The organism is Bacillus sp. BPN334, assembly GCF_008368885.1.
GTDB classification, from domain to species: domain Bacteria; phylum Bacillota; class Bacilli; order Bacillales; family Bacillaceae_G; genus Bacillus_A; species Bacillus_A wiedmannii.
The window spans coordinates 1-871 of sequence record NZ_QOZW01000065.1 but is presented as its reverse complement, the minus strand read 5'-3'; the positions used below and the strand labels follow the sequence as shown (position 1 = coordinate 871).

Annotated in this window: 1 pseudogene; it reads left to right on the top strand. The window is 27.7% G+C overall.

The annotated features are described in order from the left end of the window. Positions 1-632 precede the first annotated feature (632 nt). A pseudogene (locus tag DN393_RS31235) lies at positions 633-764 on the top strand (colicin E3/pyocin S6 family cytotoxin); the annotation flags it as partial. Positions 765-871: the final 107 nt, after the last annotated feature.

The window sequence follows — 871 nt, the reverse complement described above, 5'->3', positions numbered from 1 at the left end:
AGATTAAAATACAAATAAAAAAGTACTTCTATTTAAGTTCTTTTAATTTAGGAAATAGATTGGCCTGACTTACGTCTGGGATATGTTATCTTATCCTTTTTCGAATTGGCTTGTTTTTAATTTAATTACAAGTTTCGCATAAATAAGCTTCTCCTTAACACAAATAATGAAGTGTTGGGGAGAAGCTTTATTTTTGTTAGTGTACTTATAAAGTTTGCTGTTGTTTAGTTTTATGATTTAGTAGTAATTTATCTAAGGAAATAGATTGGATGTTAGTTAGTACAAAAATAAAGATACAGCTAATAATAACTCAAATTCAAACCCTCCTATAAATCCTTTATTGAATTTTATGGTAATAATCGGTCCAGCCAAAAGTATAGAAAATAAGGTTGAAATGCATTGGTTTTTATTTTCCAACTTTTGGTTTAATGAAATAAGGTTCGACTTCTCCATTTTGTATTTGAATATCCTGAATTGCTGTATTATTAATAGAACCTTTAATGGATCCAAATGTTTTATTTAGGATTAGAGTTAATTCAGACTTTCTAGGGGATATTAGTAGAATAAAGAATACCATTAACTAGTTTACTCTATATCTCTGTTTAAATTTTAACTATGATGATTCAAAATCAAATAATCTTTATGCTTTAGATACACAACATGGTAGATTTGAAATACTTAATAAAAAAGGAAAACACCAGGGAGAAGTAGACTTCAATTTAAACTCAACAAAACCTGCGGACAAATCTGGGGACATGGTTTGAAAATGGGTTAAGAAAGGATTCATTTATGAATGAATTAGTAAAAAAAGCAATACAATATTTTACCACAAAAGAAATGGAATAGGGTCAAAAACCATTTGTAAAAATGA